At 40.5% G+C, this 23,158-nt stretch carries 25 protein-coding genes, 2 pseudogenes and 1 riboswitch; of the genes and pseudogenes, 16 read left to right on the top strand and 11 right to left on the bottom strand.

Annotated features, from left to right (window positions below; all coding sequences use genetic code 11):
* Window positions 1-87 precede the first annotated feature (87 nt).
* From BK584_RS12005 to BK584_RS25555, 4 genes and pseudogenes are all read left to right on the top strand, one after another.
* Window positions 88-942: a manganese catalase family protein gene (locus tag BK584_RS12005; RefSeq protein WP_078392826.1), complete on the top strand. Its 855-nt coding sequence runs from the start codon at window positions 88-90 to the stop codon at window positions 940-942.
* A 126-nt stretch (window positions 943-1,068) separates the two neighbouring features.
* Complete coding sequence (locus BK584_RS12000) at window positions 1,069-1,695, top strand: spore coat protein (protein WP_078392825.1); 627 nt, start codon at window positions 1,069-1,071, stop codon at window positions 1,693-1,695.
* 31 nt (window positions 1,696-1,726) lie between these two features.
* Window positions 1,727-1,822, top strand: a pseudogene (locus BK584_RS25560) (YndM family protein); the annotation flags it as partial.
* A gap of 92 nt (window positions 1,823-1,914) precedes the next feature.
* The gene (locus BK584_RS25555; RefSeq protein WP_245809004.1) at window positions 1,915-2,007 is read left to right on the top strand and encodes an FAD-dependent oxidoreductase; all 93 of its coding nucleotides are present in this window, start codon (window positions 1,915-1,917) and stop codon (window positions 2,005-2,007) included.
* Window positions 2,008-2,185: 178 nt separating this feature from the next.
* Here BK584_RS25555 and BK584_RS11990 read toward each other — a convergent pair whose 3' ends face one another.
* The 5 genes from BK584_RS11990 to BK584_RS11970 form a co-directional block, all read right to left on the bottom strand.
* Window positions 2,186-3,319, bottom strand: a complete 1,134-nt coding sequence (locus BK584_RS11990) for a zinc-dependent alcohol dehydrogenase (protein WP_078392823.1) — start codon at window positions 3,317-3,319, stop codon at window positions 2,186-2,188.
* A 366-nt stretch (window positions 3,320-3,685) separates the two neighbouring features.
* Window positions 3,686-4,927 (bottom strand): HAD-IIA family hydrolase, encoded by a 1,242-nt coding sequence (locus BK584_RS11985; protein ID WP_078392822.1) that lies wholly within the window; start codon window positions 4,925-4,927, stop codon window positions 3,686-3,688.
* Window positions 4,928-5,003: 76 nt separating this feature from the next.
* Complete coding sequence (locus BK584_RS11980; protein ID WP_078392821.1) at window positions 5,004-5,774, bottom strand: class I SAM-dependent methyltransferase; 771 nt, start codon at window positions 5,772-5,774, stop codon at window positions 5,004-5,006.
* 31 nt (window positions 5,775-5,805) lie between these two features.
* Window positions 5,806-6,810: a thymidylate synthase gene (locus tag BK584_RS11975; RefSeq protein WP_078392820.1), complete on the bottom strand. Its 1,005-nt coding sequence runs from the start codon at window positions 6,808-6,810 to the stop codon at window positions 5,806-5,808.
* Window positions 6,811-6,822: 12 nt separating this feature from the next.
* Window positions 6,823-7,278 carry a nucleoside 2-deoxyribosyltransferase gene (locus BK584_RS11970; protein WP_078392819.1) on the bottom strand — a complete coding sequence of 152 codons (456 nt, stop codon included), beginning with the start codon at window positions 7,276-7,278 and terminating at the stop codon, window positions 6,823-6,825.
* A gap of 97 nt (window positions 7,279-7,375) precedes the next feature.
* A riboswitch (TPP riboswitch) is annotated at window positions 7,376-7,486 on the bottom strand.
* Between the two features lie 360 nt (window positions 7,487-7,846).
* On the opposite strand from BK584_RS11970, the gene BK584_RS11965 reads away from it, so the two are divergent.
* The gene (locus BK584_RS11965; protein ID WP_078392818.1) at window positions 7,847-8,821 is read left to right on the top strand and encodes a tRNA dihydrouridine synthase; all 975 of its coding nucleotides are present in this window, start codon (window positions 7,847-7,849) and stop codon (window positions 8,819-8,821) included.
* An 85-nt stretch (window positions 8,822-8,906) separates the two neighbouring features.
* Here BK584_RS11965 and BK584_RS11960 read toward each other — a convergent pair whose 3' ends face one another.
* Window positions 8,907-10,409, bottom strand: coding sequence for a right-handed parallel beta-helix repeat-containing protein (locus tag BK584_RS11960; protein WP_078392817.1), 1,503 nt, complete (start codon window positions 10,407-10,409; stop codon window positions 8,907-8,909).
* A gap of 412 nt (window positions 10,410-10,821) precedes the next feature.
* Between BK584_RS11960 and BK584_RS11955 the strand changes: the two genes are divergently transcribed.
* Window positions 10,822-11,121 carry a hypothetical protein gene (locus tag BK584_RS11955; RefSeq protein ID WP_078392816.1) on the top strand — a complete coding sequence of 100 codons (300 nt, stop codon included), beginning with the start codon at window positions 10,822-10,824 and terminating at the stop codon, window positions 11,119-11,121.
* Window positions 11,122-11,258: 137 nt separating this feature from the next.
* Here BK584_RS11955 and BK584_RS11950 read toward each other — a convergent pair whose 3' ends face one another.
* Window positions 11,259-11,972 (bottom strand): dihydropteridine reductase, encoded by a 714-nt coding sequence (locus BK584_RS11950; RefSeq protein ID WP_078392815.1) that lies wholly within the window; start codon window positions 11,970-11,972, stop codon window positions 11,259-11,261.
* Window positions 11,973-12,336: 364 nt separating this feature from the next.
* On the opposite strand from BK584_RS11950, the pseudogene BK584_RS11945 reads away from it, so the two are divergent.
* The 10 genes and pseudogenes from BK584_RS11945 (at window position 12,337) to BK584_RS11900 (ending at window position 18,360) form a co-directional block, all read left to right on the top strand.
* Window positions 12,337-13,017 (top strand): annotated as a pseudogene (locus BK584_RS11945) (rRNA adenine N-6-methyltransferase family protein).
* A gap of 484 nt (window positions 13,018-13,501) precedes the next feature.
* Window positions 13,502-13,753, top strand: a complete 252-nt coding sequence (locus tag BK584_RS11940; protein ID WP_078392814.1) for a helix-turn-helix domain-containing protein — start codon at window positions 13,502-13,504, stop codon at window positions 13,751-13,753.
* An 18-nt stretch (window positions 13,754-13,771) separates the two neighbouring features.
* Entirely contained in the window at window positions 13,772-14,659 is an 888-nt protein-coding gene (locus tag BK584_RS11935; RefSeq protein WP_078392813.1) for a DnaD domain protein, read from the top strand.
* Window positions 14,604-15,461 (top strand): ATP-binding protein, encoded by an 858-nt coding sequence (locus BK584_RS11930; protein ID WP_139365661.1) that lies wholly within the window; start codon window positions 14,604-14,606, stop codon window positions 15,459-15,461. Before BK584_RS11935 ends, BK584_RS11930 begins: the two co-directional genes overlap by 56 nt.
* Complete coding sequence (locus tag BK584_RS11925; RefSeq protein ID WP_245809003.1) at window positions 15,442-16,110, top strand: N-acetylmuramoyl-L-alanine amidase; 669 nt, start codon at window positions 15,442-15,444, stop codon at window positions 16,108-16,110. The genes BK584_RS11930 and BK584_RS11925 overlap by 20 nt, the downstream gene beginning before the upstream one ends.
* Window positions 16,111-16,138: 28 nt before the next feature.
* A complete protein-coding gene (locus tag BK584_RS11920) occupies window positions 16,139-16,402 on the top strand; it encodes a hypothetical protein (protein ID WP_139365660.1) in 264 nt (87 codons plus the stop codon).
* Between the two features lie 210 nt (window positions 16,403-16,612).
* On the top strand, window positions 16,613-16,840 hold the full coding sequence (locus BK584_RS11915; protein WP_078392809.1) for a DUF1659 domain-containing protein: 228 nt from the start codon (window positions 16,613-16,615) through the stop codon (window positions 16,838-16,840).
* Between the two features lie 33 nt (window positions 16,841-16,873).
* The gene (locus tag BK584_RS11910) at window positions 16,874-17,092 is read left to right on the top strand and encodes a DUF2922 domain-containing protein (RefSeq protein WP_078392808.1); all 219 of its coding nucleotides are present in this window, start codon (window positions 16,874-16,876) and stop codon (window positions 17,090-17,092) included.
* A gap of 73 nt (window positions 17,093-17,165) precedes the next feature.
* Window positions 17,166-17,318 carry a YvrJ family protein gene (locus BK584_RS11905; protein ID WP_078392807.1) on the top strand — a complete coding sequence of 51 codons (153 nt, stop codon included), beginning with the start codon at window positions 17,166-17,168 and terminating at the stop codon, window positions 17,316-17,318.
* 142 nt (window positions 17,319-17,460) lie between these two features.
* On the top strand, window positions 17,461-18,360 hold the full coding sequence (locus BK584_RS11900; RefSeq protein ID WP_078392806.1) for an N-acetylmuramoyl-L-alanine amidase: 900 nt from the start codon (window positions 17,461-17,463) through the stop codon (window positions 18,358-18,360).
* A 168-nt stretch (window positions 18,361-18,528) separates the two neighbouring features.
* Here BK584_RS11900 and BK584_RS11895 read toward each other — a convergent pair whose 3' ends face one another.
* The 4 genes from BK584_RS11895 to BK584_RS11875 form a co-directional block, all read right to left on the bottom strand.
* Complete coding sequence (locus BK584_RS11895) at window positions 18,529-18,798, bottom strand: hypothetical protein (RefSeq protein ID WP_078392805.1); 270 nt, start codon at window positions 18,796-18,798, stop codon at window positions 18,529-18,531.
* 1,025 nt (window positions 18,799-19,823) lie between these two features.
* Window positions 19,824-20,666, bottom strand: a complete 843-nt coding sequence (locus BK584_RS11885) for a metal ABC transporter permease (protein ID WP_218970338.1) — start codon at window positions 20,664-20,666, stop codon at window positions 19,824-19,826.
* Window positions 20,603-21,319 carry a metal ABC transporter ATP-binding protein gene (locus BK584_RS11880; protein ID WP_078392802.1) on the bottom strand — a complete coding sequence of 239 codons (717 nt, stop codon included), beginning with the start codon at window positions 21,317-21,319 and terminating at the stop codon, window positions 20,603-20,605. Before BK584_RS11880 ends, BK584_RS11885 begins: the two co-directional genes overlap by 64 nt.
* Before the next feature lie 206 nt (window positions 21,320-21,525).
* Window positions 21,526-23,103 (bottom strand): metal ABC transporter solute-binding protein, Zn/Mn family, encoded by a 1,578-nt coding sequence (locus tag BK584_RS11875; protein WP_078392801.1) that lies wholly within the window; start codon window positions 23,101-23,103, stop codon window positions 21,526-21,528.
* Window positions 23,104-23,158 lie beyond the last annotated feature (55 nt).

Genomic DNA, 23,158 nt, shown 5'->3' with positions numbered 1-23,158 from the left:
AAAGTCAAAATGAAGCAATCAATAGCGATGTTTCTTGAGTATCGAACACTGGAACATAAATTACATAACATGAAAAGAGGGATTAACTTGTATTATTATAAAGAAGAGCTCATCAACATTATTAAACCAGATAAACCTGATCCTGCTGCTGCAAAAGTCCTTCAAGAAACACTGGGGGGACATTTTGGAGAAATGCGCACAATGATGCAGTATTTTTTTCAAAGCTCAAATTTTAGAGGCAAGGAAAAGAAGTATCGAGATTTAATTAGAGGTGTTTTCTTAGAGGAGATCGCCCATGTTGAGCTTGTCCAAAGCACGATTAATGCGTTATTGGATGAATCGGGTGGTGAAGGTGCCGGTAATAGAGCGAATGATCAAGCGCCACTGGATGAAGCAATAAAACATGCCAATCCCCATCATTACATTCACGGGGCTCAAGCTTCGTTACCTGTTGATGCGGCTGGAAATCCGTGGAATGGTTCATGGGTGTATAGCCACGGCAACTTAGTTGGCGACTTATTAGATAATATTTCACTTGAATCAACCGGAGTCCTTGAAAAAACAAGGATTTATGAAATGAGTTCAAACCAAACATTAAGAGAAACACTCGGCTTTTTAATCGTCCGTGATAATGCTCATCAAAATGCCTTTGCAAAGGCACTAGAAACATTAGGTGTGGATTGGGGGAAAATCTTCCCAGTCCCTAACTATGATATTAATAAGTATCCAGAGTGTAGAAAGTTTGTGGACCTTGGATATCATAATACGCAATTCAACTTTAGATTGGATTCAACAAAGATTGGGGAAGTTCTCCAAGGACAGAGCCCTAGCCGAAATGGCGGCGAATACACTGTGACACCGCCTCCTGCAGGGTTTCCCGTTCCGGTTCTGCCTGAAATTCCAAATGAACATAGCCCTGGTTTAAAAGATTTACATTCATAAAAAAAGCCTGCACAAGCTCCGGCCTTTTTATATGCTTGCGTTTTCATCGAATCAAAAAACAGCAATTGATGAATAAATAGGTACATGGTAGAGCAGGCTAATGGTGACAAAAAAGGAGGAATAAATATGGAATTTCAACAACCACAAAGTCAACAAAATAGTCAAACGAGTAATGTGCCGCCCGTAATGAATCATGGTGGTCATGAAATCTTTGATGTTCACGAAGTATTATCAGGTTCATTAAATATCTTAAATACCTACACATTGTTAAGTCCCCATGTAAAGGACCCAGAACTACGAGATATTTTAGAACGTCAAAAACAATTTATGACTGAGGAATATAACCTGACTCAAGAGTGTTTCAAAACAGGGCAAGATCCTTCCAAAGCTACACAGAGCTACAAGATGCAACAAGGCAACGATTTTATATATGGTATGAAACCAGGAAGCGCCCCTAAAAAGCCGTTGCAAACCGCTGATGAACTTGATGATGAAAACATCGCTCTTAACATGTTGAATGCTATAAAAGGGATGGCCCCAGTTAAAACAAATGCGGCAATGGAGGTTACAAACCCTGTAGTTCGCCGTGTTCTTGCCGACTCCCTTCCTAACTGTATAGAAATGGCTTATGAGATATCACTTTACCAAAATAAGCATGGATTTTATCAAGTACCACAACTTCCTCAGCAAGATATGCAGCAGATTCAAAATGGCTACGCTCCCGCTCCTGTTCAAAGCACTCCACCACAATAGAAAATAAGATGAAGGAGATTTACACGGGGTAATTTCGTATCCGTTAAATGATCTTATCATTTATCCTCAAAGCTATAATCTCGTGGCTTTAGCAGCAGATTTTGACCTTGCTTTTAGTGTTATTTGGTTAGTTTCATGTGATGAATTCGAGTCACCTTTCCATACTCTTGAACCAGGTTACCCACACTTTAGACCGAGTCAAAAAACACCAATAGACCGATTAATTTTGCAGGAGATTATACGAATCAATCATATTTCGCAACTATGAAAGGCGCAGTTTATTCTGGTGATAAAGCAGCTTCTTCCGCGTAAACCATTACCTGTTAATAAAGCCATAAATCCCCTTTATCTTAGTAACGGCCTGCAGCTTTCCTTCTGGAACTACGAGAGCGAAAAGGGAACTCAATACAATGAACTAAGTCAACTAATCAAATCTATGAGATGTACTTTCATGGGTTTGATTAGTTAGTTGACGTTAATTGAGTGTTCATTATGGTTTTAAAATCACTTTTATACAATCGTCTTCATGCTTGTTGAAAATGTGATAGCCATGATTTGCTTCATCAAGTGGTAATTTGTGCGTAATGATTTCCTTAGGGTCAAATTCGTTTGCAACAATTTTATCGAAGAGCTCTGGCATTAAATGAATAACAGGTGCTTGTCCCATTTTGAGATTAATATTTCGAATCCAGAAGGCACCTAACGGAAACGCATTGTAGTTGCTGCCGTATACGCCTGTTAATTGAACTGTCCCGAATTTCCGGACAGCTTTTGTCGCAATTTGGATCGGACCTAGTGTCCCACCTTGTAGTTTCAATTTCTGCTCAATAAATTCTAAAGGTGATTTTTTCCCATCCATCCCCACACAATCAATGACGACATCTGCTCCTCCGTGGGTAATTTCTTTTAAGTGTTCTCCCATATCCGGATACTTTGTAAACTCATAAACTTCAACGTTATTCATTTTTTTTGCGTGAGCCAGTCGATAATCTAAGTAATCAATTGCGATGACTCTTTTTGCTCCCTTCATCCACGCAAACTTCTGCGTCATTAAACCAACTGGTCCACATCCGAGTACAATGACTGTATCGTTTTTCTTTACCCCTGCGTTGATTACACTCCAATATGCAGTTGGCAAGACATCAGATAAAAAGAGCAGAGATTCATCCTCTAATTCACATGATTCCGGTATAAGGAAAGGGGTGAAATTTCCAAAAGGAACCTTTAAATACTCAGCCTGACCGCCGGGATGGTTGCCAAACTTTTCAGTATAGCCAAAGTACCCACCTGAATCGTAATGAGGATTCGAGTTGTCACATTGACTCTCCATTTCATGATGGCAATAAAAACATTGGCCACAGGACACATTAAATGGAACAACCACACGGTCTCCTTTTTTTACTTTTGTTACGTCAGGTCCTGTTTCTTCAATGATTCCCATAGGTTCGTGACCGATAATGTATCCTTTAGGTAACGGCATGTTTCCTTGATAAAGATGCAAATCTGATCCACATATAGCAGTTGAAGTGATTTTAACAATAATATCGTCTTTCTTTTCCACCCTAGCATCTTCTACTTTACGAACTTGAACGTGATTAGGGCCTTGATATGTGACAGCTTTCATCGTGAATCCTCCCGCTAACTCTTTTATTGTTCTATACTTGACTGAAATCACAGAATTTATTCCGTTCGCTTTCGCCTTTTGCGATAGAACCTTAAATGGATTGAAGCATAAAAAAGGAATAATCACGATTGATTATTCCTCTTGGTCATTCCTATTTTTGGGTACTCCAATCAGTGGAAACTACAATTAAATAGTACCCTCAACGTATGAGAGCCTTTGTACGTTTAAAATAATGATAGTCAAATACCTCTCAAATACGCTTCAATCGCCTTTGCTCATGGTATCGTTGTGATTAGGGGGCGGGGAAGTACACGCCCCCCTTATGAAAGTGGAAATGGGCTCCTTTTATAAAAGACTTCATGTTTTTTAACGGATATAAGACATTTGTTTTTTTTCTAATGCATCTTCAAGCCATCTTGGATGCATAGGCAAGAGATCTTCGGGTAAATGATTACAATCAAAGTAACTCACATCTAATGTTTCTTCATTTTCCCTAATTAGCGTTCCTCCCACAACTTCACATTCGAAACAAGTTGTAATAAAGTGACTGACTTTCCCGGTGGGGTATTGAAATACTTGGGAGACAGGGTCAGAATAAACACCGATTAACCGATTAACTTTCACTTTTAAACCCGTTTCTTCACTAATTTCTCTAATGATCGCCTCTTCTACAGTTTCTCCTGGTTCAACATGACCAGAAGGAATACCCCATAAGCCGTTATCTGCTCGCTTCATGAGGAGAACGCGCTGCGTCTTATTAATAATAATGCCTGCTACTCCTGCTTTAATATGATCAGGCCAAGAAAAGGGAGGGGCAATCCATTTCTTCATTTTAGTTTTACTATCAAATAAACCTTTCAAATTCGGTATCGTTGCATCGGGATTCCGAAAATCTCTAGCAGATGGAAATTTAGTTGTCTTTTGATCTGATATTAAAATGGATGGTATTCCTACCTGGTGTGCTCCTAACACATCAGTATACGGATTATCACCCACCATTACTATTCTAGAGGACGGGGAGAAATCTGCCATCGCTTTCTCAAACATATAAGGGTATGGTTTTCCTACAATGACAGGTCTCTTCTCTGTTGATACGCGAATCGCTTCTACCATAGCTCCAACAGCAGGTAAAGAGCCTTCTGGGGTCGGAAATGTTCTATCAGGATTGGTCGCAACAAATTTTGCTCCTTTATGAATGAATTTCGCTGCTTGCTGTATGTCATGAAAAGACACATCACCGTCCCACCCGACAACAACGGCTTCAACATCATTTTGATCGTCAGTCGTAATACCTACCTGTTGACACTCCCATTTTAAATGTTCGTCACCTAAAACAAGTGCAGTTCTGATCTTTTCTTTCTGTAAATATTGAGCAGTCGCCCAACCTGATGTAATGACTTCTTCGTTGCTTGCCTCTATTCCAAGACGATTTAACCGACTTGCTGTTTTTTTTCGTGTTGTACATGGATCATTTGTTAGAAAACGAATCATCTTATGATCTTGCCGAAGACGTTTGAGCGATTCTACTGCTTCTGGAAGTGGTTCGGGCCCTTTATAAAGCACTCCATCTAAATCAAACAAAAATACATCAAATTCATCAACTATCATACGATTCTCTCCTTTGAATAGCTAAGAACCTCATAACAAAGAGCTCCATTCGTTTATATCCTGTTACCAAAGAAATCTACTCTTGTGCTGGTTTCATCGATTGATACATAACGAAGGGAGGGGAGTCCCATTCATTTTTCCATTGGTTAAATTTATGCTTTTGTTCAATCATTTGTAATTCGTCATCGGGAATATCTCGCAACGTTGGTTCGATTTGTTTGATATCCTGAAACCCTACTTTCTTAAGAAGTTCTTGATACATTGACTTTGGCCAGTGAAAATCATTCAAAATAAGATCATCTTGATTCTCGATGTGTAACCATTCTTGTCGGGCTTCTCCATAAGTGTACTTTTTTCCTGATAGACCATTTCGAAAGGTTGAAAACTCGATACCGGTTGAGTCAGGATTCGTATCTAAAATGACAAAAGGCGATTGAGGTTTTAATACCCGATAAATCTCTTTCATAATGCGCTGAATTCGATCTTTCTTTTCTGTATTAATGAATACATAACATGCGATCGCTCCGTCCACTGAATTATCCTCAAGAAAAGATAATCGATCATTCTGAATTAAATGATAATCAACTTCTGGATGATTTCGTTTTTCAGAAGCAATATCGAGCATTTCTTTTGATTCGTCTACAGCAATAATATTTAGATCGGTACTCTCCGCCAATCTATAAGCGACTTTCCCTGGTCCACACCCGAAGTCGAGTATATTTTTTCTATCAGGGTTTGAGATAAGCATTTGGAAGACAAAACGAAATCCCAACGTTTGTTCAAGAATATCATTGTAAGCATCAAATTGATTAGCAATCGTTCCTTCTTTAAAAGAAGTCTTCTCCATAAGCTACTATTCCTCCCTTATACGAATCGATTTATTCTACTTTTGTTTTGAAATGTGAGGGCCACTTATTAATCATAAAATGTTGATAAACCGGTAGTAAATGATCAAACAAAGAGAAATCAATTGGTCGTTTATAAGCAATGTACTGATATAAACTAAAAAGATAAAGAACTTGTTTCCAATAATCAGGTAAATCCAGTTGTTCAATATCTGAGCAAGACAGTTTAACTTGATCTTGTCTTAATAGGCATTCATATTTTAATACGGTTTCAATCGATGGCCAATTATTTGTAGAAGGCATGATCGGAAACTCAAACTCCGGCTTCATGTTTTGAAGATTAGACTTCGCTTCTTGGAGTACAGTTTCAGTCCATTCATTATCGGGTTGATAGACATGGATGGAGCCGACATTATGAAAGTATTCTCCTAATTCTAGTTGAAGGTCTCTTGCCATTAATTCTTGGATAAAAGTAAAAGAAAAAAGATCACTTATGATTCCACGAAAAGCATCATTAGCACGCATAAAAGATGCCATATATAGTTTGTTTTCTCTTACAAAAAATTGTAGACCTAATGTACAAGAAACATCAATGTTTTCGGGTACCATAAGTTCAGTCGCATCAAAGATCTGCATAAATGCTCGCTTTGAATCAGAATCTTCATAGGTTAATAAATCTTTTATTTGTTGCCATTGATTAATCTTCGCATTCCCAAATTCAAATATTTTTGGTCCATATGCTGTACCTGTTAATACCTTTCCGTTCATTGAATAATTGGGCATTTTCTTATTATAGTACCCAATAAAATCAACACCATTATCTGCAGATAAGTACCATAACACTTCCGCGAAATTGAAAACAATGTTCGTCTTTCGACTTGCTAAATAACAGACACGTTCTACAGGGTTTTTAATACTCAAATGATGGTTGAGCTTTTCGCGGCTGTGGTTACCGCGTGGCGCGTTGAAAAATTGTGGGTTGTGATAGGTTTCATATAATGTTTCAATATAGGCTTCATGAAAGTTGTTGTAATGCATATCTATTCCCTCCTAAATGATTTGCAAATACAGCTTTTCAAGTTGGCTTAAATAATCTTCTTCTGTTTGAAAACGGATGAACGTTACATTAGCGACCGTACCAAGACCGTTTATTAAAAAGGCATAGTCTTTTCCTTCTTCTAATAATAGAATAATTGGTTTGTTCAAAGCGGAAGCCCAACCAATTTCTATATGCGTACCTGGAGAAGCTGGTGCTCCTGGGAAGGCAACAAAAAGATCGCACGTACTGATTTCTTTGAAATCGATTTCCGTACATTCTTCAGGTGTCATGAAATCTTTCCCCCAACCTTCACGTTTGTGCGCATTATGGACTGAAAAACCTCTTGTTTCAAAAAAAGAGATTAGATTTAGTAATTTTTGTTTTTCGTGCTTTTCCATTATTCCTGTTTTTGAATCAACCAAACTTTTAAAGGGACCTGCTAGAAACATTTTTTTACCTTGATTCATTCCTTATCACTCCTCATATAAAATTAAAAACCACTTCCAGAGTTGGAAGTGGTTGTTTGTTAACAAATAATAGCATTTAAATAAATGCGTATCTTTATTTTAACGCTTCACACTTCCCTACGCTGGTATAAACCAGATCAGGTTCAAAGAGTTAAAGACTTTTAGTCTTTTCTCAGCTTTTAACACAAAAGCACCCCTAGTTGTTTTTATTTTGTTGTACTATTATTAGAAATGTTTAATCTATTTAAAGATTAACATAAATATCTTGAATAGTATATAAGTTCCGAATTAATTATTTAGAGAGGTTGTACAACAACTTTTCTTACCAAACTGTTTAGGTAGTGAATGTCTTATATATACGTGAAAGAATTGGTAGAAAATAGAATGAACGGGTTTTAACGAAAATGTACTTGCTAGTCCGGTCATACTTTCGGTAAAATCGAACTCGAGGTCTTTTATCTAGAACCTCTTGAAAACAGGTGAAAACAAGACGTTATCTTCGTTTACTATACAGGACGTAAACAAAGCGATACGTAGAACTGATAAATGAAAGGGTATGAATGCACAGATGATTGATAATTTTTGGCGTGAGTTACCACGACCTTTTTTTATACTAGCACCAATGGAAGATGTGACAGATGTTGTGTTTCGCCATGTTGTGAGCGAAGCGGCAAGACCGGATGTGTTTTTTACAGAGTTTACAAACTCGGAAAGTTATTGTCACCCAGATGGCAAACAAAGTGTACGGGGACGGTTAACGTTTACAGAGGATGAGCAACCAATTGTCGCGCATATATGGGGCGATAAGCCAGAGCTTTACAGGCAAATGAGTATTGGGATGGCGAAAGAAGGGTTTAGAGGGATCGACCTGAATATGGGTTGTCCTGTCCAGAATGTGGCAGGAAACGGTAAGGGTAGTGGCCTGATCCGTCGTCCGGAAGTGGCTGCTGAACTCATTCAAGCAGCAAAAGCAGGAGGACTGCCTGTCAGTGTGAAGACTAGACTTGGGTACACAAGTGTAGACGAATGGCGTGACTGGTTAACGCACATCTTAAACCAAGACATTGCAAATCTGTCCATTCATTTGCGCACAAAGAAGGAAATGAGCAAAGTAGACGCGCATTGGGAGCTGATCCCAGAGATCAAAAAGCTCCGTGATGAGATTGCTCCTGATACACTGTTGACGATTAATGGGGATATCCCTAACCGCCAAGTTGGCTTGGAGCTTGTTGAAAAATATGGCGTCGATGGCGTGATGATTGGTCGTGGAATCTTTACAAATCCGTTCGCTTTTGAAAAAGAGCCAAAAGAACATACGAGTGAAGAATTTCTTGATCTCTTGCGGTTACAATTAGATCTCCATGATAAATACGCAAAAATAGAATCAAGAGCGTTTAAGCCGCTTCATCGATTTTTTAAGATTTATGTTCGTGATTTTCGAGGGGCAAGTGAATTGAGAAATCAATTGATGAACGCCAACTCAACAGACGAAGTACGTGCATTGCTCGATGCCTTTCAAGCAGAAAAACAGGAAATCGAATAGAAAAAATCAGCTTCCACTGCCGTATTGACGGACGGTGGAAGCTGTTTTTTATTGAAACGAAGGCGATGAGCTAAAGCATGGTCGATTAACGGTAAATCGCACCTTCTATGAAAAGTTGATTTGTACTCGATGGTTTGACAGAACCAATGGAATTCTGAGCGGCCATATGAGAACCACGGAAAGTTTCCAAACCGGCACCGCCGCTTCCTGTAGCATCGCCGGAATTGGCATTCAAGGATGAACCTTCTTCTGCCCTAAAGCCATTCCCTCCACATGAGCGAGCGTTTGAACCACGCGCATTGATCGTTGACGATCGTGTGGCTAAGAAGCCATGATTGGTTGCTTGATTGGCGGAACTGTTTCTTGCTTGAATGACGGACGTTTCGCTTGCTAGGAACCCATGATTTTCAGCTCGTAGTGCACTAGACGTATCCGCGTTAATCCCAGAGGCGAAGCGGGCACTAAACCCTTCTCTGCAATCATTTGCGCTCGAGCGGTCGGCATTAATCCGACTGCCTTTATCAGCAAAAAAACCTTCTCTACTTGCTCCACTCGCATTGCTATTTTGTGCGTTAATGGTACTTGCATCGGTTGCGTGATACCCAATTGTGCAATTTTGTGCAGAAGAATCACTCGCATTAATAGTAGAGCCTGTTGAAGCATGAAAGCCTCGATGTGAGCCATCTACCGGTAGATCGGCTGCATCGATTTGAGAGTTGTAAGTCGCCATTACGCCGTAGCCTCGACAATTTTTAGCCCCATCTCCCGACCATTTAGGGTTGCCGTATCGGGCATTAATGGTTCCGTTATGGAGCGCATGGTAGCCTCTATTCGAATGAGAGACATTTGTTTCACGCGCATTCACTTTTGAGCCATCACGACTATGAACCGCCGTGTTTTCAGCATGGCTAATGTTCGATTGATAAATGTCGCAAAAGGAACCCCAAATCGCGTAGACGGCGTTGTCTCCTTTGCAATAATCAATGATAGAGCGAGCACAATGAATCCTTGACCCAAAGGAGGCCATGAAAGCGCGATTGGTACAGTGTCTAAAGGAAACCCCAATCACATCTCCTGCCCCAGTGCCTCCACCGCCTTCCGTTAAACCTTCCATATAACAGAAGGCTTCGGAATCATAGTAAGCCCCGAGTCCACGATCGGCATAATTGACACCTGATCCAGGAAGCAGTTGGACTTTTGAGCCAAAAGCGACAGTAATCCCATCGCACCTGCTTGTTTGTGTATCATATTCAAATAAAACACCGATGGTTGGTAAGGTGGCGTTTCGAGATCCAAAAAAGGCGGGTCGGCGTGATTCAATTAACGTTTCAGATATCGCCGATGCTTGAATTGGCACAACATCATCTTGACTAACGATGGTGATCCAGCCAAGATTCATGTTTTCTACATGGACTTGTTCCTGAAGGATAAACCCTGCTTGAAGGTTTAATGTAATGGATGAATGATACTCTGTTGCCCCACTTGCGAGGAGCTCTTTAATCGCTTGCGTAATGGTTGGGTATTCACCGTTCGTGCCAATGGTCACTGTCCGCTGTTCCCTTTGAACGATCTGATTTCGATTGATCATGCGCTTCATCCTTCCGTTTTTCGTATATCATTTGCTTTCCGTTAGTAAAAGAGGAAACGAATCGATTTTCTAAAAGAAAAAACGAATTTTATGTCGAAGTCTTGGTGCCCTCTTCATGCAATATGTAAGAAAATAGTCTAAAATACCCTTTAATAAAGAAGGAATTACATAAAAAATGATGAATTATTACTATGATTGATAAAGAATAATCAGTAAAAGGGGGAATGCATATCGAAAAAAGGATCGGTCTCATACGTATCGTTTGTCGGAATGGTTTTTTGCTTTTTACTGCATGATCACTTCTCTGTTTAGACATCAACACTCACCACCTTCGTTTACACTTCATTGCTGTTGTTTTCAACATTGTTGCCATGTCGCCTCAGCCATTTATCTATCAGAATGGAGGGTCGTTATGTATAGGGAAATGCACAATACATTTATTGAGATGTATAACGATGAGATGTTTTCAAAAGACGTAAGGCGTTTGTGGGACCCGCTTTTATTGCGGGCGTTACAAGTAGGGAAATTTACGTTTGAGTGGACCAATTGTGAAGTGGTCAAGCATGGAGGCATTAAAAAAGCACGCTATTACATTTTGCGCAACCAATTAAAAGATGCAGGATTGATTGAGTATCAATCGATCCAAGGAAGCAGTCGAATTATTTACACACTACATGTGCCCGGAAATGAACAAGAGCGTATGTCGAATTGAATAAAAGAAAAACCAGCTCGATTAGAGCTGGTTTCGAATCACTTAGGTCAATCAGTCTGACATGTGTAACGTGTACGCTTAATTGGTCTTTTCCGTGAGTCTGGGAGAATGTGTAGCAAGGAAATAAAGTGTTTCGCTTAAATAAACTCAGGTGATAAGAAGGTAGGCAGTTGTTGTTCATGCTTGTCGAGCATAATCTGTTCTGGCTTGATGCCCTGCTCACGCAATACGTCAATGTTCTGCTTGAGGAATTCATCACTGCCAACAACATAGAACAATCCATCTTTGTCTGAAGCAAGATTTTTCACTTCTTCATAGTAGTCGTTACGGTTATCGACGAACTGTGAAGTGAACTTCTTGTCAGGTGCGGATTCAAAAATAGGCGTGAATAAGAAATCGTTTGATGAATCGATGTTCAAGGAATGAATGTGACTGACATTGTCTACACGTTCGAAATAATCAAGGACAAGCGGTCTGAACGTTGCCAAGCCGACACCTGATGACAACAGGTACACATTTTTGTCTTCTCGTTTAAGTGGTACATTGGAATGCGTTTTAAATAATGCAACTTCATCGCCGACCCCGAGATTTCTTAAAATCGTTTTAAACTCAGAGCACTGCTCTTTGATGCGTGTTGTGATACCGATTGACTTTTCGTACGGTAAAGTGGAGATGGACATATGGCGAATCAGGCTACGGTTGGGTTTATCTCCGGCATTAAACCCTTCAAGTGCGAAGTGGGTATGAGAACCTTCTTCCCATGAAAAGCCTTCCGGACAGTCGAGCAGGTACGTTTTCACCTCAGGCGTTTCTTCAATAATCTTATTTATTTTAGTCCAGTATATTTGCATACTAAATCCTCCTGACTCCATTAGATGTATGTTACTACCTACTATATAACAAATGATAACGATTCTCAAGTGGGGAGGTTTTGGTATGGAAGGATCACCCCTTCATGTGAATTTCTTATACTATCTTTGAGCAGTGAACAACGATAGTGAAAAAAATGAAATGTTTAGAAAGGTGGATTGTTCTGCCTTTCTTTATTTTTGTCTAATGTACCTTCTTATGTTCCAAAAAAGGAAGGTTTGTTTGCTAACGGCTTCCAGTAACCCCTAACTTAATAAGGATGGGGCATCTTCCCTTTATTCTAAATCACAGGCAGATTACCTGTGATTTTTTAATTTGGGAAGGAAGAGAAGATATGACCAAAAAATGAATAAGTATCATGGGGGAAAATGGAGACTTGGGGAACCACCTAATTTTTCAGGGCAACATTTAATGCATAATAAAAGGCTGCTTAATGAAATTGTCGATAGAGCAAAAATAAGTCAAAAAGACACTGTTTTAGAGTTAGGAGCTGGAAAAGGAGCTTTAACTCGTTGTGTCAAATATTCCTTACTCTATTACAACACCCATTATGAAAATGCTTTTAAATAAACCTTCAAGCGGTTTTCAATACGGGGTTATTGTTATGGAAAAAGGGGCGGCAAAACGCTTTACTTCAAAGTCAGTCAAAGACTATTATGTCTTATCGTGGAGAATGTGGTTTGATATATGTTACGTCAGAAGCATATCCAGAAGCAACTTTTCTCAGCCGCCCAAAGTAGATTCCGCGATGATCACAATAACTAGAAAGAAAGAGCAAATAATACCAAACAAGGATTATTCAGTTTTCCTTGGTCTGGCACAATATGCCCTAAAACAACCCAAGGCTACTATTGGTATTGCATTAAAAGGGATATTTACTCCTCAACAGTTGAAACATTTAAGAAGAAATTTGAGTGTTACGAATGAAACACCAATAGGGTTACTAACAGCTACTCAGTGGGGGGTGTTTTCAATACGATGACTAAATATGTTCAACGACCTGTATGGCCGAGAGTAAAGAAATAAAGTTAAAAGGATACGAATGATTTTTAACCAATACTGAGGAGAAACGATCAGTTTCATATTTTAAAGATATCCTTTCATAACTCACTCACTTTTCTTGACTATTTAAACTACAAATACTCCAATTGGATAACTATATTCAATTGGAGTATTTCTTTATTCAGAAATTAATTTCCCTTTTTTGAAAACAAATAAAAAAGCAATATGTATGATGACACATCGCTTTAAAAACTATCCCGCCTTTGTTCGCTTTTTTTCGTGCGTTTTAGCAGGTTGATTATTTCCCAACATCTCTAGTTTTGGTTTTATAAGCATTTTTATAAGGGACGTCAATCGCTTGTGGAACAAGGGTTATACGTGTTCACTCTTCGGAATTAGAACTGTATAGGTCGAAATTAGAAGCAAAAAAAACGCTAGATATGCGTTTTCGGACAAGCTATATTTTTGTCATACCGCTAGTGAAGCGAATAGAAGGGAGGTGGGACAGATGAAAAGGCCTCGTATCAGAGGAAGGCGTAAGCGGCGATCAACAGAACGAAATGAATTGCTGATTTACTTGCGCAGACGTCATAAGCTATCGCAAAAAGAAGTAGCCGAAGCGATTGGTTGTAGTCAATCGCTGTACTCGCGAATTGAGAGGAATGTGGAACGTTGTGGTTGGGACAAGGAGCTGGCTTTGGCTGAATTGTTTCAAGTGCGAGTAGAAGAGTTGTTTGCTTATTACTATCGTGTAAGTTGAAAGAATGGAGGGGTCGCCATGTTTCAGGAACTTTATGTGCAATTTGTCATCGCGCAGCAACGGCAGACGTTTTCAAAGAGTGCGATTGTGCTTTATGAGGCGTTGTTGTACCAAGCGTGTGTTAGAGACGCGGCCGCATTCGCTTGGCCAACTGCTAATTTACTTGCAACCTGTGGCATCTGTCGGTCAACGCTCTATCGTTGTCGCGGGGAACTTGTAGAGGCGGGGTTAATCCAATTTGAGCCATGTGCGAAAAAAGCAGCCTTTTATACGTTGTTAACAGAAGCGGAGTGTGTGGATGATTCGCATGCACAAATGGCACAAGAAACGGTCGTCGAATCGGTCTCACGTCCAAGCGAAAATGCAATGGAAACCGTTGCCCAGCCTCGCGTTGACATGGTCCAAGCAACGATGGAAAAACGTGTGAACCAAACGATCGCACAACCTGTCGTACGCACTGGCATTCAAACGCGTCTTAAAAACAGTTGTTTAAAAGAACTTGATCTTAAAGAACATAAAAACAAAACAACAACAACAACAACGTCGCTGAAATCGGCATTGGACCGGGCGGGTTTTACCCAAGTCGCGAAAGCTTCATTGGCGGAGCTTGATGCGTGGTTAGAGGAGCCTTGTTTTTTGGAAAATCGAGCGATGGTGGAAAAAGCGATTGAACTCGCTGCATCAGCGCCAACTCCTAGCTTTAACTATGTGTGGGGCGTGTTGAAATCGTGGAAAGCAAAAGGCATTCAAACAATGGCTGAGGTAACGCGTGAACAAGATGAATGGCAACAGATGAAATGGAAGCGTAAACAAAAGAAAGGCAAAAGCCAGAAAAGGGAGGAAGAGCGCCGTGTTGCAGAAAGCTGGAAGTCTATTGTTGAGCAATATCCGGAAGCAGTATTCTGATGAAACGTTGCTTGAAAGGTATCAGTGCCAAGGGTGTGAGCAAGAGGTATCGGTCTACCAAACCGTGTTGCAAATAGGACCAAATAAAGGCTACGAAAGCAAAGAAATGCTTGGTTGTAAATGCGAAGATTTGGCGCTTGCGCGTATGGTTCAAGCGAGGAAGCATGCGCTTAAAGTCAAAGGCAATCAAGATTTCTTTGACGAGTTTAGTTTAGTGAACGAAGATTTGCGCCATGCGACGCTTGAAACGTATGTACCGCAGACAAAAACACAAGCCGATGCGCTCGCCTTAAGCTACCGTTACACCCGTGAATTTAACCGAAAACAAGCGCGGGGCATTCTCTTTAGCGGTGGGACAGGCGTTGGCAAAAGTCACCTTGCGCGAGCGATGACAAAAGAGTTGATTAATAAAGGTTTTAGTGGGCTTTTTATAACCGTTCCCCAGTTATTAACGGTCATTAAGTCCTCATACGACCGGGCCAGTAAGAAAAGTGAGTATGAATTGTTGCAGCGATTAAAATCAATAGCGCTATTGGTGCTTGATGACATCGGCTCTGAGTATAAAAAAGACGATGGCAATGGCTGGGCAGTTAGTAAGTTGTTTGAAATCATTGATGCAAGGCTTGGAAAAGCGACGATCTATACAACCAACTATGGAGCCGAACAATTGCATAAAGAAATCGGAGATCGTAATTACTCGCGATTGATTTATCAATCGACACTGTTACGAATCGACGGACCTGACTTCAGGTATCGAAAAAAAGGAGGACAAGCAGGTGGAAATGAAACGGGTAATTCTTGATCCAAGTCATGGTGGAAGTGATGTTGGCGATACGGGTTTTGGTGTGAGAGAAAAAGACGTGACGCTGCTTGTGGCGAAAGCAACGGCAGATGCGTTAATGGGTTTTCCTGTTGAAGTGATGCTAACGCGGGAAGTGGATCGTTTTTTATCAGAGGATGCACGAATTCGCATGGCAAATGAGTGGAACAGCGATTTATACGTCAGTATTCACGTAAATGCAGGAAGTGAAAGGGGCTTTGAGTCTTATGTGTACCATGAGGCAAGTCAAGAAACAAAACAGATGCAAGTCATGATTCATCGTGAAGTGACAAAAAGACTGAAGGTGAACGACTTTGGTTTAAAGGAGGGCGTCTTAGGTCAGTTGCATCAAGCGAAGATGCCGGCGGTGCTCACAAAAAGTGTGTTTATCGACAACCATGAAGAAGCGAGGAGGTTAAGAGATCGTCGTGTGATTCAGATGATGGCGTTGAGTCATGCCGATGGCATTATCAAGGCGCTCGAGCTTGATTCGGAGATGGAAGATGTGCCGATGTACCGTGTTCATATTAATGGTCATCCGGTAGGTGCGTATCAAGAGGTTGATTCCTTAGTACGCGAAGTAACGACTCATTATGGCAAAGCGAAAAGCATTCGATTGGAGTTGGTTTAAGTTGGATTGCTGTGAGCTTAGAGGGATCGTGAAGAAGATCAATATCATTGATCGCACCGGGAAGGAACGGTGGCATAAAGAAATACACATCGTGTTAAGTGACATCGATATGGCTGAAACGAATGTCGCGGCGGTGCATCATTTTCGTCCAGAAGATTTGATTGAGGTGTCGATCAAGTCGGCGCAGCTATCGCTTTTCACTCTCGCAGAGGAGGATCGCACGCAAGAGGAGGAAGTGTGTGGAGAGGAAAGAACGGGGGATGAAGTAGTACAGCGATCGTTTCGTCTTTAGGTGGTGTGAGGTAAAGGAGTTACTTCTGTATTTGCAACATTCCTTCTAATCAGAAAAATAACTTGCGCGTCTCTTTTTCACCGTGCTATGCTCGTCTTAGCCGGTGGGGGACCCACGGGCTTTTTTCAATTTCATAGGCAGCTTGCGCACCATCACCGGCCGTGATTGTCCAAGCTGTCACCCTAATTTCTGAAGAGAGGAGGCAGGTCAATGGCTAGAAAACAACCCTACTCCCAGCGTCTAACGATGGCGATGGAGAATGGCTTCACCGACTCAGGCAATCCTTTGTTTCGCCGTTTTGGTTTTAATGTCAAACCGGACGCCGATATTGATGCACTCTATGTAGTCGCAACAACGTTTGCCAATCTATGCAACTTGGAACTTGGTGAGATAACGCTAACGGAAAACAGTTATTTGCGTCCGAGCCCAAACAGTTAAGTCAATCTTCGTACGTGGAAAGGAGGGATATTGATGAATGAAATGACGCTTGAACTCCGCTTTCGTACAGACGAAGGCCAATTGATTACGTTCCGTGTACCTGCGCCAAAAGACAATTTGACCGAAGAAGAAGTTAGCCAGGCGATGGATACACTCCTTGAACAAAACGTCTTTTACGGCAACGCCTCCATGATTGCATCAAAAGTGGATGCGCGAATCGTGACAAGAGCGGTTGAGACGATTGCGGTTTAGAGGTTTTTGTAAGACAACTTTAAGGCGGCTTCTTCTGAAGCCGCCGCCTATCAAACAGAAAGGGTGAGGACAGATGGAAGATTGGGTCACGCTTGTCTCAAACGTTGGCTTTCCAATCGCAGTCGCTTCCTACTTGCTTGTGCGGCTAGAACCGGTTGTAAAAGAATTGCAGCAATCGATTGCTGGGTTGGCGCATGTCATTGAAAACGAACGGAACAAGGAGTGAAAAATGGCAACGCAAAGGCTTGATTCGTGGGTGGGTGTTGAGACGAAGCAGGGGACGGGGCTGCTTCGGTGAAAGGCAAACGATTGGAACCATAAAGTGACTTTAGCAGAATAAGTGATCGACAGGGAGTGGGGGCACAGGTATGAACATCGTCAAAGATTATGTCCCGATTACACATCGAAACCGTCCAAGTTTTCCAATGACCCCTCTGTATATAACGATCCATGAAACCGGAAACGAGAAAGAAGGCGCAACGGCTCGGATGCATGCCCGCTACTTGAAGTTGTCAACAACTGCGGTAAGTTGGCATTATACCGTTGACGATCAAGACATCGCGTATCAGCATTTGCCTACAAATGAAAACGGATGGTATGCGGGTGACGGAAGAGACGGGATGGGCAACAGGCAATCGATCGGCATCGAACTATGCGTGAACAAAGGGAGTGACTTTGAGAAAACAAGGCGGAACGCAGCTATGCTTGTCCTCCTCTTACAAGAGAAATACGACATTCCACTGCGCAACGTCGTCACACACCAACAGTGGAGTGGCAAAAACTGCCCTCGATTTATCCTTGCCGCAGGTGGAATCAACGCCTTTCACGCACTTATCACGCAAGTGAAACAAGACCAAGGAGCGAAGAAAAAGGAAGGCAAAGACGCCCTGCCGGAATCGGCTAAGCGCGCGGGCGAGGCATCTCCGGGCACGAGCATCGTTGATTGGATGAAGGCACAGGGCATGAATTCAAGCTATGAAAGCAGAGCCAAGCTAGCTGGGGAAAAGGGGATTGTTAGCTACCGAGGGACGGCGGCACAGAACGAGACGCTACTTGGACTGCTACAAAAAGAGACGGGGAAGCAAGCGCCGAAAAAACGACCGACACCGAGGAAAGGTGAGGGAATCGTGGATTATATGAAACGAGCAGGGATGAATTCGAGTTATGTTAATCGCGAAAGGCTCGCGCGTGTCTATGGAATAAGTGGATACAGGGGAACAGGGAAGCAGAATATGCGTTTGCTGAAGCTCATCGCAGAAGGGGATTAGGGAATAAAGAAAAAGACGAAAGCAAAGTTGATCGGTTGCTTTCGTCTTTTCGTTTTTATATGTGTGGAGACCAAAGGAGAGGGGAGATCGTCATTCGCTCTCAACTAGTCTTTCTTTTAGGAGTAAGAGAGAGAAAATTAGATTCATGAAACAGGTTCATCATTCCACTTATTGATACGAGCGGTTCTCACTTTTTAAATGTTTGGTTTCTCTACGTTCTTTCTTAATAAAAAAGTATGTCCAATATAGCGATCCAATCAATCCTGGTACGGCTGCAATAACGAAAGCTGCTAGATAGGAAATGGATTTAAACAATTCTTCATACCAAACCGTTCGTATTAAATAAAGTAAACCAGTACCCGCAAACCCTGTAAGTAAAGAACCTACAACTGCAAACAGGATAAAGACAAACGTGAGGTGAAGTTTACTACTTTTCATTTAAAAGGCTCTCCTTTATGTTGTCATTGCGATTAACTGATTTTCTTTCATCGATTCAGACAGAAAAGGGGCCCCGGGGGAAGGGCACCCTCATTCTTAATACATGTTAGAACTAGCAAATCAAATTACCTCTATTTTTCTATTAGCCTTTAGTCGTTAGCTTGAAACATAATTATTATTTAAATTATTCTGTTTTGTTAGATAGGAGGTGCAATGAAGAAAGAAAGGAAAGATAGGGGGGCACCATTCGAATTTGTACACTGGGATGCGTGCATAGATGAATCATTTAGACCAGTAGACTTAAGTACTAAGGTAGTTATGATACCAGACAAAATTAGTGAAATAATAAACGTCACTCAAACTGATAAAAAATAAACTTTTTGATTCATAATACGTACCTCAATCAATGTATCTCAATTTAATTTTTTCCTTTTAACAATTCATTGAATAATTCTCTCTTAGCGATTAATGTAGAATATGGTCCTCCGTAAAAAAAGTAAGGATTTATCATGTAACCATTATGCACCTTAAGTATAAATTGGTGAGCTGTTAATCGCTTAACTGACTTCGAAATATTACTCCTATGGCTCTTTAGTTCATTAGAAACCTCTACTTGTTTCATATAAGATATATTGTCGCTTTTCATCTCTTTTAAAAGTATAAATAATACTTTATAATCCAGACCTCTTAGTTCAGGATGCTCCAATGCAGCCAACCCTTGAAATAAGAAAAATCCCCAGGTGGCCTCTGGTAGGATAAGTCCTCAGATTGTTTAATAGCAGATAACATAAATACCGCACCTCACTTATTGTTATTTCTATTTACTAAGAGTCTATTAAAAGTGTCAGAAGTGTAGCTGCGGAGTATATCAGCAAGGAGAACCAGCTACGAATACATCTGGAAGGTGGCAAATTAGGCTGTATTCATAGCTGTGAATTAGAAAACAAAATTCTATGTGGAGTAGTTCGTTTCTGCATTTAATTTTTTTAAATATCAATAGTTCATCAAGATGCTCTCCGAATCATTCAAGTTTGTCTTCTATAAGGACTTCCTTTGACCTTGAATAACTTTGCTAGTTTTTTTAAAGAAATAGTAATTCCAAATATAGTAATTAAAATTAAAGTAATTGTTGCTCCTGGTGGTGTACCATACTCATATGAAGTAACTAACCCGCTTAACATGCCTGTTGCTGCAATTGGAATTCCTATTAAAATTGTGCGTGCAAAGCTTTTACTCAAGCGCATAGAAATCGCTGCAGGTAAAATTAAAATTGCCGACACTAATAACGCCCCAACAATGGGCATGATAATAGCTATGGTTACCCCCGTTAACACATTAAACAAAATAGACATAGTTTTTATTGGTAACCCAGCTGTAAAAGCCGTATCCTCATCAAAAACCAGTACGTACATTGCCTTACGAAATATGAAGTATAAGGACAAAATTATACCAGTCAATATGCACAGCATCCATATTTGTTGTGTACTAATTGTAACGATGGAACCGAAAAGAAATTGGTTGATATTCAGTGTTGTACCGCCTTGGTTCAAACTCATTAGAAACAAAGCTAAGGCCATTCCGGCTGACATTAGAATGGCAATAGAGACTTCAGAATATGTCCGATATAACATACGCAAAAATTCCAATAGAACTGCAATTACTATTACCATTAAAATATTAGTCCATGTAGGGTTGATATTGACTAATAATCCTAACGCTACACCGGCTAAGGAAACATGTGCCAGCGTGTCTGCCATAAGTGACTGCCGGCGTAATATGAGGAATAATCCTAACAAGGGCGCAATCAATGAAATGAGAAGCGAGGCTTGGAAAGCTCTTTGCATGAATCCATAGAGAAACATCTCCAAGGCAATCCCTCCTTCCGTACGAGTTCAATATGTTTATTAACATAATTCCGGAGTTCGCCATGATCGTGAGACACCATTAGAATAGCTTTTCCATGCTTATCGCAGTTATGTCTTAGCAATTTATAAAATTCCTCACGTGATTGGCTATCCATTCCGGTTGTTGGTTCATCTAATATAAATAAATCTGGATCAGTAGCAAATACACGTGCTATTGAGATACGCTGTTTTTGTCCGCCCGATAATTCGCCGATCATTTTATAGCGCATTTCCCACATCCCTACCGATTCAAGGGAGCGTCTGACTTGCTCTTTGTCTTCATTAGTTAGTTTTGTAAACCATTTGTCTCTTTGATAACGTCCAGACTGGACTAGTTCCAATACAGTACTGGGAAAGCCAACATTAAACGAAGCCACTTGTTGAGGGACATATCCAACTACTAGTTTCTTTCCATAGCGGTTTTTTGACGACAAGCTAACTTGTCCGATTGAGGGTTTAAGTAATCCTAAGATATTACGTATTAAAGTGGTTTTTGCAGCTCCATTCTCGCCAGTTAGCATCACAAAGTCCCCTGGATTTAATTCGAATGAAATATTTGATAAGACAAGTTCCTTTTCATAATGAAAAGCAAGATCATCTACTTTAATGTAGTACATGCATAAATCGACCTTTCTATTTCTGTTATTTTTTGGGAAGGGAGAAGAAACTCTATAAAATTTATCACCTTGCTGAAACTTCCACTTCAATAAATAAATGAAGAAGCTAGTTAGCCGGTAATGGTCATTAACTCTGTGATAACCTGGGCAAACCACCAATAAAGTAGTGGTACCCAAAATTTATAGAGCCTTTTCCTCCTCATTATTTAGTAGATGCTGGTTTGCAATGCTTCTAGATTATGGCGCATCGCTTCCAAATAACCTAAATCATTGGCAATTAATTCTTCAGAGAGTACTTCTAGATCATACAATACAGCTGTTTCTGTCCCTGTCTCTGTAGCAACAGTTTGAGCGATGGATGAGCTAGCCCCTTGTTGGTAATAGATAACAGGCACATCATTTTCTTTAACTAGCTCGCCAATTTCCGCCATTCGGGATGGACTTGGTTCGACTTCAGTAGATAGCCCTCCGATTGCAATTTGTTCTAAATCATAGCGATCTGCAAGGTAGCCAAAAGCTTGATGCTGTACGACAAAGACACGGCGTTCTGCATCTTCCAATGTGGTCTGGAAATCTTCATCTAAAGCCTTGAGTTCTTCCACAAAAGCTTCTGCGTTTTCTTCATAAATTTTCGTTCCATCTGGGTCGGCTTCAATTAAAGCATCACGAATAGCAATGACCTGATCTTGTGCCAGAACCGGGTCAAGCCAAATATGAGGATCTTGATCTTCGTGGTCATCAATTAATACAGAAACAGAACTTGATTCTGCATGGACATTATGATCATCGTCGTAAAGCACAGCCTTTACTTCGAAGCTTTCTCCTGTTGTTTTGTATTCAAAATGATCGGTGTTTTGATCTAATGCAGCTTCCCATTCTTGATCAGTATCTTCTCTTATAAACCAATGCCAGTGTTCATAATCTGTCTGCTCATTAAGCTCTGCAACAAGTGTAACAACATCACCTGTATGATAATGGTCTGCTAAGCCAATAATCTCAATATCCTCTTCAGATTCTGACTGACTATGATCTTCTTGAGAATCATCATGGTTATCATTTTCATGATTGTGCTCATGGCTATCATGATTATCGATGTTGATTTCTACTGGTTCAGATTCGGCATAGACATTATGATTATTATCATAAATAACTGCTTGAATTTCGAAACTCTCTTCTGGGGCTTCAAGAGTAAAAGTTTCCGAGAATTGCCCAGAAACAGCTATCCATTCTTCATTAGCATTTTCTCGTTCGTACCAATGCCAGTGGTCATAATTTTCATCTCCTGTTAACTCCGCTGTTAACTCAATATCATCTCCAGTATGATAATGATCAGCCACGCCTTCTATTTGTACGCTACCAGATTCTGCTTGATTCATCTCCTCCCCATGTGAGTGACTCTCATGCTCCGCTTGATTAAGCCCATCTGCAGACCTTGCGATAATAAGATCGTCATTTTCTAAAGTATTAAATAAACTTCCGACCCAAAACTCCATTTCCTCACTGCTATAGACAAAAACGTCGGCTTCGTTCAAAGCTGCCAAGTCCTGCGCACTAGGCTCATAATGATGAGCATCCTGTCCTTGGGAGACCATAAGTTGAACTTCTGCTCGATCACCAGCTACTTGTTTAGTAAATTCATAAATTGGTAAAAAAGAAGCTACAACAGAAATGTTAGCTTCTTCGTTATTAGTGTCCGTATCCTGTGTATCTTGTGACTGACAACCGAAAAGAACTGTTATTGTAGTGGAACTTACTAATAGAGTTTGGAACATTTTTCGCTTCATTTTTAACTCCTCCTTTTTTACAAGTAAAACGAAAGTAGGGAGAAGAAAAGCATCG

The sequence above is a fragment of the Shouchella patagoniensis genome, from assembly GCF_002019705.1.
GTDB lineage: Bacteria > Bacillota > Bacilli > Bacillales > Bacillaceae_D > Shouchella > Shouchella patagoniensis.
Note: the sequence above shows the minus strand (reverse complement) of the source record. Positions and strands in the feature narration are given on the sequence as shown.

Coding starts and splice junctions, on each gene's coding strand:
- BK584_RS11990 (WP_078392823.1), bottom strand. CDS start 3,319: ATGAAAGCTGTCACATATCAAGGCCCTAATCACGTTCAAGTTCGTAAA.
- BK584_RS11970 (WP_078392819.1), bottom strand. CDS start 7,278: ATGAATCAAGGTAAAAAAATGTTTCTAGCAGGTCCCTTTAAAAGTTTG.
- BK584_RS11895 (WP_078392805.1), bottom strand. CDS start 18,798: ATGAAAAGTAGTAAACTTCACCTCACGTTTGTCTTTATCCTGTTTGCA.
- BK584_RS11880 (WP_078392802.1), bottom strand. CDS start 21,319: ATGTACTACATTAAAGTAGATGATCTTGCTTTTCATTATGAAAAGGAA.
- BK584_RS11925 (WP_245809003.1), top strand. CDS start 15,442: ATGAAACGGGTAATTCTTGATCCAAGTCATGGTGGAAGTGATGTTGGC.
- BK584_RS11905 (WP_078392807.1), top strand. CDS start 17,166: ATGGAAGATTGGGTCACGCTTGTCTCAAACGTTGGCTTTCCAATCGCA.
- BK584_RS11960 (WP_078392817.1), bottom strand. CDS start 10,409: ATGATCAATCGAAATCAGATCGTTCAAAGGGAACAGCGGACAGTGACC.
- BK584_RS11985 (WP_078392822.1), bottom strand. CDS start 4,927: ATGATAGTTGATGAATTTGATGTATTTTTGTTTGATTTAGATGGAGTG.
- BK584_RS12000 (WP_078392825.1), top strand. CDS start 1,069: ATGGAATTTCAACAACCACAAAGTCAACAAAATAGTCAAACGAGTAAT.
- BK584_RS11975 (WP_078392820.1), bottom strand. CDS start 6,810: ATGCATTACAACAACTTTCATGAAGCCTATATTGAAACATTATATGAA.
- BK584_RS11965 (WP_078392818.1), top strand. CDS start 7,847: ATGATTGATAATTTTTGGCGTGAGTTACCACGACCTTTTTTTATACTA.
- BK584_RS11940 (WP_078392814.1), top strand. CDS start 13,502: ATGAAAAGGCCTCGTATCAGAGGAAGGCGTAAGCGGCGATCAACAGAA.
- BK584_RS11935 (WP_078392813.1), top strand. CDS start 13,772: ATGTTTCAGGAACTTTATGTGCAATTTGTCATCGCGCAGCAACGGCAG.
- BK584_RS11950 (WP_078392815.1), bottom strand. CDS start 11,972: ATGCAAATATACTGGACTAAAATAAATAAGATTATTGAAGAAACGCCT.
- BK584_RS11910 (WP_078392808.1), top strand. CDS start 16,874: ATGAATGAAATGACGCTTGAACTCCGCTTTCGTACAGACGAAGGCCAA.
- BK584_RS11900 (WP_078392806.1), top strand. CDS start 17,461: ATGAACATCGTCAAAGATTATGTCCCGATTACACATCGAAACCGTCCA.
- BK584_RS11955 (WP_078392816.1), top strand. CDS start 10,822: ATGTATAGGGAAATGCACAATACATTTATTGAGATGTATAACGATGAG.
- BK584_RS11875 (WP_078392801.1), bottom strand. CDS start 23,103: ATGAAGCGAAAAATGTTCCAAACTCTATTAGTAAGTTCCACTACAATA.
- BK584_RS11915 (WP_078392809.1), top strand. CDS start 16,613: ATGGCTAGAAAACAACCCTACTCCCAGCGTCTAACGATGGCGATGGAG.
- BK584_RS11980 (WP_078392821.1), bottom strand. CDS start 5,774: ATGGAGAAGACTTCTTTTAAAGAAGGAACGATTGCTAATCAATTTGAT.